The organism is Psittacicella hinzii, from assembly GCF_003585935.1.
GTDB lineage: Bacteria > Pseudomonadota > Gammaproteobacteria > Enterobacterales > Psittacicellaceae > Psittacicella > Psittacicella hinzii.
In genome coordinates this window covers 1-10,578 of the sequence record NZ_NRJG01000119.1, presented here as the reverse complement: position 1 = coordinate 10,578, position 10,578 = coordinate 1, and the positions used below count along the sequence as shown (strand labels likewise).

The 10,578-nt window shown below is 36.5% G+C and carries 7 protein-coding genes; 6 read left to right on the top strand and 1 reads right to left on the bottom strand.

Annotated features, from left to right (window positions below):
* The first annotated feature begins 435 nt into the window (after nucleotides 1–435).
* On the top strand, nucleotides 436–951 hold the full coding sequence (locus CKF58_RS06305; RefSeq protein ID WP_119532082.1) for an FKBP-type peptidyl-prolyl cis-trans isomerase: 516 nt from the start codon (nucleotides 436–438) through the stop codon (nucleotides 949–951).
* Nucleotides 952–1,555: 604 nt separating this feature from the next.
* Here CKF58_RS06305 and mutS read toward each other — a convergent pair.
* Complete coding sequence (gene mutS / locus CKF58_RS06300; protein WP_119532080.1) at nucleotides 1,556–4,825, bottom strand: DNA mismatch repair protein MutS; 3,270 nt, start codon at nucleotides 4,823–4,825, stop codon at nucleotides 1,556–1,558.
* A gap of 911 nt (nucleotides 4,826–5,736) precedes the next feature.
* On the opposite strand from mutS, the gene pstS reads away from it, so the two are divergent.
* The 5 genes from pstS to phoU all read left to right on the top strand — a co-directional run bounded on the left by pstS (nucleotide 5,737) and on the right by phoU (nucleotide 10,542).
* Complete coding sequence (gene pstS / locus CKF58_RS06295) at nucleotides 5,737–6,819, top strand: phosphate ABC transporter substrate-binding protein PstS (RefSeq protein ID WP_222987744.1); 1,083 nt, start codon at nucleotides 5,737–5,739, stop codon at nucleotides 6,817–6,819.
* A gap of 244 nt (nucleotides 6,820–7,063) precedes the next feature.
* Nucleotides 7,064–8,011 (top strand): phosphate ABC transporter permease subunit PstC, encoded by a 948-nt coding sequence (gene pstC / locus CKF58_RS06290; protein ID WP_119532076.1) that lies wholly within the window; start codon nucleotides 7,064–7,066, stop codon nucleotides 8,009–8,011.
* Nucleotides 8,011–8,859, top strand: a complete 849-nt coding sequence (gene pstA, locus CKF58_RS06285) for a phosphate ABC transporter permease PstA (protein ID WP_119532074.1) — start codon at nucleotides 8,011–8,013, stop codon at nucleotides 8,857–8,859. Before pstC ends, pstA begins: the two co-directional genes overlap by 1 nt.
* 40 nt (nucleotides 8,860–8,899) lie before the next feature.
* The gene (gene pstB / locus CKF58_RS06280; protein ID WP_119532072.1) at nucleotides 8,900–9,670 is read left to right on the top strand and encodes a phosphate ABC transporter ATP-binding protein PstB; all 771 of its coding nucleotides are present in this window, start codon (nucleotides 8,900–8,902) and stop codon (nucleotides 9,668–9,670) included.
* 140 nt (nucleotides 9,671–9,810) lie between these two features.
* On the top strand, nucleotides 9,811–10,542 hold the full coding sequence (gene phoU / locus CKF58_RS06275) for a phosphate signaling complex protein PhoU (RefSeq protein ID WP_119532070.1): 732 nt from the start codon (nucleotides 9,811–9,813) through the stop codon (nucleotides 10,540–10,542).
* The last annotated feature ends 36 nt before the right edge of the window (nucleotides 10,543–10,578 follow it).

Genomic DNA, 10,578 nt, shown 5'->3' with positions numbered 1-10,578 from the left:
TACTTGGATAGAACCTTTAATAAAGAGTACAATATAAAGCACTAGGTATATAAACTAGATATATAAGATAATAGAATAATCTTCCTCAAATTAATGTTAGCGCATTAATTGATATATTATCCACGCTTTTTTAGTCTTAACTTAAGCTCATAAACTCTTTTTTAATACTTTTAGTTTCATTACTAAACAGGCAAGTGGTTAGTATTAGGGGTTAAGTCATAGACTGTATTTTGCCAACGACCGATGTTTAATCATACTTGCTATTTGCAAGTAACATTAAACCTTTGTGCATTAGTCTCACCTAGAGCTGTGACTAATTAATTAGTCTATAATTTAGCCAATTACCGTGAGTTAGAATATAAGAGCTATCGCCAGATACATTATTATCTAACCGCATAGTCTCTTAAATTCTCAAATTGTAAACAGTTTTCACATATGTCTCAAGCTTTATTTATAGATACAGATAAAGTAGTAACTTTAATTTATAAAGTTTATAACGAAAAAAACGAATTAATTGACTCAGCAACCCGTATGGATCCATTCCAATATTTACAAGGTCATAAAAATATTATGCCTGGGTTAGAAGCACAATTACAAGGTCTAAAAGTAGGCTATAAAGGCTTAATTTCAGTGCCTAATGCATACGGTGAACGTAACTTAGATCTAGTACAAACAGTTAGCGAAGATCTATTTACTGGTTTACCAGAAGGCATGGAACTACGTGAAGGTCTATACTTCTTAGCAGCAACTGATAAAGGTGATGTACCTGTTAAAGTTGTTGAAATTGATAAGAAAAAAGGTTTAGTTACAGTTGACGCTAATCTTGAATTAGCAGGTCAAACTTTAACATTCGATTTAGAGATTATTGGCATTCGTGAAGCAACAATCGATGAAATTGCTCAAGGTTGCCCAACTCCAGACGATGGTTCTCCATTACGTCCAAAAATGTAATCTTTAAAAGTTAAGTAACAATTGCTTATTATGAACTCTACAACTAATTATTTATCACCTACCCTATCTAAATAATTAGTTACCCTATTTACGTTATTGAGTAAGGATCTTTGACTTTAATAGATTTCTTCTACTCATAACATCTAAATTTTAGCTTTATTAGTTTCTAACTTTAGTCAGCTAATCATAACTAATTATTTAATAATTAGATTAGCCCAGACAAAGTCATCTATGCAAATAGATAGCAAACTTTTAAACTTCATTTTCTCAAGCTCTAACTTATTAGTTAGAGCTTTTTTATTTGCCAAGCAAACATTAAAAAAACCTTAAGAGCCCGAGAACAATTCTCGGGCTCTTAAGGTTTAAGTAATACTAGAATGAATAGGCAATGAAATCATAAGTGGAAGGTCGTATGAACCAACACATGAGTTCTCAAAATGAGTTCACAAGTAAGTTCTCTAGAAGTTCGCTAGACAGCTCATAGTCAGAACTCAATACCACTCATTAGCTAGGACAAAAGACCACTCATAAGTTAGCACTCAAGGCTACTGACATCTCATACGCTTATGTTCACTGCATTTAGTTCACTGCATTTAATTCATCTTTATTTTTTCTTCCCTTTGAGCAGTTGTTGTAAACGCTCGAGTAAGGCAAGACTATTAATAGGTGTTAATTCGTTTAAGTTAGCTTGTTGCAATAAGTCTAAAGCTTGTTGCTGTTCAGGACTTAAACTTGCTGCTTGTACTAAAGGAGCTTCGACCACACTTAAAGCAGCACCTTGCTGTTGGTTTTGTTGGGTAAGGTGTTGTAACTGCAGACTAGCAATACCTAACACTTGCGCAGGTACACCTGCTAATTTAGCAACGGCAAGACCATAAGACTTATTAGCTGTACCTTGTTTGATTTCATGTAAAAACGAAATCTGCTCATTATGCTCAACGGCTGATACTGATAAGTTCACAACATTAGGTAATTGTTCACTTAAGGCTGTTAACTCAAAGTAGTGAGTTGAGAAAAAGGTTAGAGCATTGATATTTTGCGCAATATATTGCGCACAACCCCAAGCTAAACTTAAACCATCAAACGTACTTGTACCACGTCCTATTTCATCGATGAGCAGTAAAGACTTATCTGTAGCATTATCTAAAATATATGCCATTTCAGACATTTCTACCATGAACGTAGACTTACCAGTAGAAATATCATCCGAAGCTCCGATACGGGTTAAGATCTTATCTACTAAAGGGATATTCGCATAAGTCGCTGGCACAAAACTCCCAATCAATGCCATTAAGACAATGAGAGCATTTTGGCGCATATAGGTAGACTTACCCCCCATGTTCGGACCGGTAATAATTGCTAAAGACTGTTGGGCATTAGCATTCGTATCATTAGCAATAAATGGTTTGCTTAGGATTTGCTCGATTACAGGGTGACGTCCTTGTTTAATTGTAAGTTCTTGCTGGGCATTAAATTGCGGACGTACATAATTATGAGCAAATGCCAGTTGCGCAAAGCTTACATATACATCTAAACGTGCTAATTGATTTGCTAGGTGCTGAATGTACTTTAATTCTGCTTTAAGTGCAGTTAAGATCGAATTAAAAATACTTTTCTCTAATTCAGCAATTTGTAATTCAGAAGCACCGTATTTGATTTCTAAATCACGTAACTCAGGAGTGGTAAAGCGACGTGCGTTTTTTAGGGTTTGTTTATGAATGTAATTATCTGGGATCTTGTTTAAGTTACCAGCATTTCCCGTAGGAATATTAATGTACATTTCATTTTGATTATTAAGTTTTACACTTAAAGTTTCGATGCCTGTACGCTCTTTTTCACGTTGCTCAATTGCAGCTAGAACTTCGAGTACATTATCACGTACATTACGCAGATCACCCAGTTGTTCATTAAAACTAGAACGAATTACTCCCCCATCACGTAAGAACATTGGTTGCTTATCTTCAAGCGCTGCTAGTAGTAATGATCTTAAAGGAGCTAATTCTTCTAAAGGATCAAGCGGTAAAGAAAACTCTTGGAATGTACGATTTAAATGCGGCACAATTAAAAGATTATTACGTAATTCACCTAAATCTTTAGGAGAAGCATTTCCTAAAGAAATACGAGCCACAATCCTTTCAATATCACCTAATGATTTTAACAGGGTGATTAATTTGGCACGTGCACGATCGTGCTTTAAGAAGATTTCAACATAATCTAAACGCTTTTCTAGTTGTGCAAGATTACGTGTTGGTTGACGTACCCAACGGCGAAACAAACGCGCTCCCATGGTTGAGCTACAATTATCCAGCACTTCCACAAAGCTTGAAGTTTTTTGTCCAGTTGTGGTTGCAAATAACTCAAGATTATGCACCGTGTTACTATCAAGTAAAACTAAATCTTGTTCGTGCGCAAAACGAGCTACTTGTAAATGGCTTGGAGTTACCATTTGCGTTTGCTGCACATATTTAATTAGTGCCCCGGTAGCCGGAATTAAATGCTTGTGCTCTTGGAAACGAGCAACTTGTTCTTTATCCCAAACGGCACGAATATTATCAAGCGGAGAACGACCTGTAAAATATTCACTATCAACTTGAGTACAGTGATATTTTTTAAAGGCAGGATTCTCTACTAGTGCTTGGTCTGTATAGATAATTTCTGCTGGATTATATTGCTGAATACGATTTAAGAAATCTTGATAATTATCCAGACAACTCACTTCCACAAAACCTGAAGAAACATCTAACAGCGCTACTACATATTGCACATAGTTACTTGATACGGCTACTAAAGGTTTACTATCACGAGCAGGAAGGTAAGATTCTTCTGAAAGCGTACCTGGAGTAAAAATACGTACTACGCCACGTTCGGTTAGACCTTTGGCTTTAGGATCAGAAGTTTGCTCACAAATGGCAATAGAATAACCTTTTGCTACTAATTTAGCAGCATAGGCTTCATAGGCATGATAAGGAATCCCTGACATAGGAACGGTCACGCCCATATGACTTTGACGTGAAGAAACCGCTAAACTTAGTTCACGTGCCGTTAATACCGCATCATCGAAAAAGAACTCATAGAAATCCCCCATGCGGAAAAACAATACTTTATCGCGGTTTTCGCGTTTAATTTTTAAGTATTGCTTCATCATTGGAGAAGCTTGTTCGATCGACTCGTCAGTATAAACAAAATCAGGACTAGAGTAATTTTGTAAGCCTTTAATTAGTTGATCTTGGTTTGTAGTTTGTCCAGCAAGCTTTTCCATATTACTTGCTACATCTTTATCGAACTCGGCTTGTAACTGTGCAAGAGTAGTTTGATCGATATGTGACGTAAGCTCGGCAATAGCAGTAAAATCAGGATTCTCTGGATAACTATCTAAATCATCAGAGATATCATTACTTGCCGTATTGTCATTTGTACTATTAGCGGTAGAAATGGAGATATCTTGCTTGCTACTTAAATTAGAACTTTGAACTTGTGCTGTTGCAGCTTGCATAGTTGCGTCTTGCACAGCCTTATCTTGCTGACTATCAACCTGAATAGTTTCAACTTGTACAACTTCATCTTGCTGACTATTAGCTTGCACAGTTTCAACTAGCACAGTATTGTCCACTGCTTCTACTTGCGCAGTCGGTTTACTTTTGTTTATAGCTTTCTTTGGCTTAAAAGACTTCTTAGTTTCTGAAGCCGTTAAATTTGTATTAGCCTTTGCTTCTGCTTGTGAAGTAGTAGCAGTTGTTGAACTTTCTATAGTTGTTGGATTTTCATCTTCCCACAGTTCCGCAAAACTAAAAGCTTGGGAGTAAGTGGCTGCAGAGTTTTTATTCTCTGTCTTGTCGTTTTTTTCTGTCATTGGAGAATTATTCTTTGACTTCATACGCTTATGCGATATTGGAGCAAGTTAATTAAAAGATGAGGTTTATTACTAACTGCATTTTTTAATTAACTTTACTGCTGTTGCTTACTCGTTTTATTTACTGTTAAGGTTTAATGTTTATGCTTAACGTTTACGTTTATATTTACTGCCATGAAATAGATACTCCACAAAGAGAGATATAGAAATAAAAATTAATAATCTATCTTTACTTTAAGCAAAATCTTCCTTCTAATCAGCCATTGCTTCTAGTTAGATTTAGCTCTGAGTAACCTCTTAGTAACACCTTAGTTGCTATATTTTAACTAAAATACTAAATGTATGACAGAATATTTTACTTGTTTATTCGAGTTAGAACTTAATCTTTAGGTACAACTTACCTTTTGATTTTACGTCATTTTTACTCTCAATTGTTAACTTAATTTTTCCAATAAAATGTAAAAAGTAATAAATTTTAGCTATTTCGAGATTTATGTAAAATAGTGATTTTTCTGCTTTTTATTAGACATAATTAAGGTTATCTATTTCAAACTCAATTTTTAGTCATCATTGCTACTCTTTTTTAGGTACTAAATTTAGATCTTTTGACCTTCTTCAACTTTCTCTTTTTAAGATTTTAGGTATCGCCATAGTCAAAAAACAATACACATTAATTAGTTACCATTAGTCTTCGTCATCCCCGCCTCTCTCCTTTTATAAATCATCTCTTGCCGTAATTTATAACTCCTCTTTTACCAGTTTTACTCATTTCCTTTTTATCTCTAACTGGTGCAAAACAAATTGTTAAATTTAGCACTTACCGTTGCACCGAAATTTGTCTTAATTTTGTTAAAATTACCCTCGTCAGTGACATAGAAAAATAAGGGTCGCATGCTATAATATACGCAGACTTTTCACAAATGAGAATGTTTTATATGATGAATTATCTAATTCGTAAGCTGAGTCGATGGGCTCGGTTGGCAATGTTAGGTCTATTTACCGTATCGAGTGTAGCTTTTGCAGATCCAGCACCAACTAACAATCAAAGTATTGTTGGTTCTGGAGCTTCATTCCCTGCACCTGTATACGCTAAATGGGCTACTAATTTTGCCCAACAAAATAACCTATTAGTTAACTATCAGTCGATTGGTTCGGGTGGTGGGGTAAAACAAATTAAAGCCAAACTCGTAGATTTTGGTGCTAGTGATTACCCATTATCAGCCCAAGAACTTGATGAGAGTGGTCTGTTCCAGTTCCCTACACTTGGTGGGGGGATTGTAATGGCGATTAATCTCCGTGAGCTAAACGACAAACTAGTGCTTAACGGTGACATTATCGCCAAAATCTACATGGGACAAATAACTAAATGGAATGACCCTGCGATTCAAGCACTGAACCCTGATCTCGAATTACCGGATCTGTTCATTGCCGTATTATTCCGTTCAGACGGTTCAGGTACTACATATAACTTTAGTAAATACCTCTCAGATGTTTCTCCTGAATTTAAAGCACGCTTTGGGGTAGGGAAAGCCATTAACTTCCCTGTAGGCTTAGGTGGTAAAGGTAACGAAGGGGTTGCCGCGGTATTACCACGTGTATATGGTGCTATAGGTTATATGGAATATGGCTATGCTAAAACCATGCATATGGGGGTAGCGGCAATGCAAAATAAATATGGCAACATTGTCAGAGCTTCAGATGAGTCATTTGCGCATGCTATCGCCGCTGCTGATTGGCAAACATCATTAGCGCCAAACGTTAGTAACCTTGATGATGCTCAAGCTTGGCCTATTAATGCTATTACCTATGTCTTAATCCATAAGGATAGCTCAAAACTAGAGATCTTAAAAAATTACTTTAGCTTTGGCATGCTCGGACAACAAGCAGAAACTAAAGACTTAATGTATGTTCCTTTTAATAGTCAAGTTGCCGAGTTTATTCTTAATCACCCTTCAACCTTTTCAAGTAGTGTTAAGACTACATCATCAGCTAAGTCGTTAGAAACTCCAGCTCCTTAAGCTGTTCTAATCTTGGGTTTATAACGCTTCCCAAAATTAGGGTTCTTTTTTTTCTCAAAATTAACAAGGCAAGTTTGAACCAGTTCTTTTTGCCGATTTTGACAGTGCGAAAGCCTGTTGTTCTTTTAAGTAGCAATACTTAAAAATTTTCAAGCCATGCGCTTGCTGGCTTTAAATTTACCGCTTTAATTTTGTGAAAAGTCGAGGATTCTAATTTTGGGTGAGCGCTACAATAAATTAAACTATGAGTAACAAGACTATTTCTAAAGGTAAGACTGCAGATAGAATCTTTGGTTTAGTAGTACGCTTAGCCGCTCTATTTGTATTCGTAGTACTCGTAGGAATTATTCTTTCCTTAGTTATCGAGTCTATACCTAGTTTCAAAAAATTTAATCTTGCCTTTTTATGGCAAAGAGAATGGCAGCCAAGTAAAAATGAGTATGGAGCCTTTATTCCAATTGTCGGTACTTTAGTAACCTCGGCAATTGCCTTACTCATTGCCACACCAGTTAGTTTTTTTACAGCTATGTTTTTAGTGTACATTTGCCCTGCAAAACTTAAAAACATTATTAAACAGCTCCTCGAATTACTGGCAGCCGTACCGTCAATTGTGTTCGGGATGTTTGGTTTAATGGTATTTGCTCCTGTATTTAGTGAATACTTCCAAATTCCAGTGCAACACATTCTTGGCAGCATTCCTTTCGTGGGAGCTTTAGTAAGTGGTCCGGCATGGGGTCTTGGCTTATTACCAGCTGGGATTATACTTGCGATTATGATTACTCCATTTATTACGGCTACTATGACTGATATGTTTAACCAGTCACCGAAAATCCTGCTTGAATCTTCGTATGGGATGGGACTTACTCGTTGGGAAAGTATCTATCACATTATTGTGCCATCATGCCGTACAGGTCTAGTATCTGGCATTATGTTAGGTTTAGGTCGTGCTTTAGGTGAAACTATGGCAGTAGCATTCGTAATCGGTAATACGTTCAACTTATCAGGGGTATCTTTATATCAACCTCTGTCAACCATTACCTCAGTGATTGCGAATAACTTTGCGGAAGCTTCGGACGAACTATACACTTCAGTATTATTAGAGTTAGGTTTAATCCTCTTTATTATTACGTTCTTAGTGCTTTTAGCTTCTAAACTGCTTATTAAACTTTCAGCAAGAAAGGATGGTAAATAATGACTACCGCAAAAAGTCTTAAAGCGCGCCGACAGTTTAAAAATAAAATTGCTACCGTATTAGCTTATTTTTGTGTAGCCTTTAGCCTATTCTGGTTAGTGTGGATTGCTGGACTAATTTTAGTTAAAGGTATCCACGGCTTAAATCTTGCAGTGTTTACGCAAATGACGCCAGCGCCAAACGAAGCTGGTGGTCTTTTAAATGCTATTGTAGGTTCGTTAATTGTCTGCGTTATTGCCACTGCTATCGGTACTCCACTGGGTATTCTTACTGGAGTTTATTTAGCCGAGTACGGAAAAAAATCAGTTTTTGCTGAATGTTTACGTACGGTAAACGACGTCCTACTTTCTGCGCCATCAATTGTTTTAGGTCTGTTTGTCTTCGTGGTGATTGTAACGCCAATGGGAGGCTTTAGTGCTATTGCGGGGGCAGTTGCACTATCGCTATTACAAATACCTGTAGTTACACGTACAACAGAAAACATGCTACAAATGGTTCCTAATCATTTACGTGAATCTTCAGCAGCTTTAGGTTTACCAAAATACAAATCTATTTTACGCGTAACCTTAAAAGCTTCATGGGCAGGGATTCTTACTGGTTTATTATTATCAATTGCTCGTATTGCGGGTGAAACCGGTCCATTACTATTTACTTCGTTAAACAACCAGTTCTGGAACGTTGATATTACCAAACCAACAGCAACCCTCCCTATGGTAATTTATAAATTTGCCTTAAGTCCATATGAAAACTGGATTGATCTTGCATGGGCAGCTGTATTAATTATTACAGTGTCAATCCTTTTACTCAATCTGATTGCTCGCTATGCTTCAAGCAAAGCTAATGCTTAATCAAGTACTTAATGCATAAAAAATTAAATTAGGTAACAACATGATTATCGATCCACAAGATCTAAAACTAGAAGCGCAAAACCTTGACTTCTACTATGGTGACTTCCATAGCTTAAAAAACATCAATTTAAAAATCAAACAAAAAACCGTAACGGCACTTATTGGTCCATCTGGTTGTGGTAAATCAACGCTTTTACGTACGTTTAATCGTATGTTCAACCTTTATCCAGAACAACGTGCTACCGGTCAAATTCTGCTTGATGGACAAAACATTCTTGATCCAGATTTTGATCTCATGGAATTACGTACACGTGTGGGGATGATCTTCCAACGTCCAACACCATTCCCGATGTCAATTTATGACAATATCGCATTTGCGGTTAAGCACCATGAAAAACTTTCACGTGCTGAACTAGATGAGCGTATTGAATGGGCTCTAACTAAAGCCGCATTATGGAATGACGTAAAAGATAAACTCCACAAATCAGGTAACTCATTATCAGGTGGTCAACAACAACGTCTATGTATTGCTCGCGCCATTGCCGTAAAACCTGAAGTATTACTAATGGACGAACCATGTTCAGCTTTAGACCCGATTTCAACTTCAACCGTTGAAGATCTAATTCTTGAACTTAAAGACGAGTACACAGTAGTAATCGTAACTCACTCAATGCAACAAGCAATGCGTGTATCTGATTACACTGCCTTTATGTACTTAGGTGAACTAGTGGAATATGATGAGACTGATAAGATCTTTATGAACCCTGAAGATCAACGTACTTCAGACTATGTAACAGGTCGTTTCGGTTAATAACATCTATGCATTTAACTGCCCAAGACTAAGTCTTGAGGAAACGTTGATATCCTGCGGCTAATACTTACCACAGGAGTAACGCTACTAAGCAGTTATTACTACAACTTATTTACAAATATCTCAAGGCTTTTCTAAAAATGGTTTTAAGTACGAAACAACATACACGTGTACGCTTTGACGAGGATTTAGAGAAATCTCTCGAAATGATTAAAACAATGAGCGGCATGGTTGAACAACAACTTAAAGACGCTATTGCTTTATTCCGCGTAGAAGACAAATCAAATATTACTGATCGTTGTGAGCAAGTATTAGCTAACGACGTACACGTGAATAAAATGGAAATCCAAATTCACGATTACTGCCTATATATCATTGCTAAACACCAACCAAAAGCTCAAGACTTACGTTTAGTGTTTACAATTGTAAAAGCTGCTTCGGAATTTGAACGTATCGGTGATACAGTAACTAAAATCTGTGAAACCGCACGTAAATCTACCCACGTTATTGATGGTCTAATTGCACGTATTGAGCAATTTGCTGAAAACTCAGTAAGCTTAATCCATAAAGCTACCGAAGCTTTAATTAATATGGATTTAAACTTAGCTACTGAAGCTTACATGCAAGATAACTACCGTTTAGTGTATAAAGATATTTTCCGCAACATTATCGAAGAAGCTAAACAAAACCTTGAATACTTAAAAGAGTACTTCATTGTGGTGATTGCTTTACGTCAAATTGAGCGTATTGGTGATCGTTGTCGTAACCTAAACGAATATGTGTACTACTACACTAAAGGGATTACTCCAACTTCACAAAACTTTGCGCAAATGTACGAATCATTACACCCTGAATTAAAAGGTGATAAATAATTAGTTTATCTTAGAGTTAATCTTAGAGTTAATCTT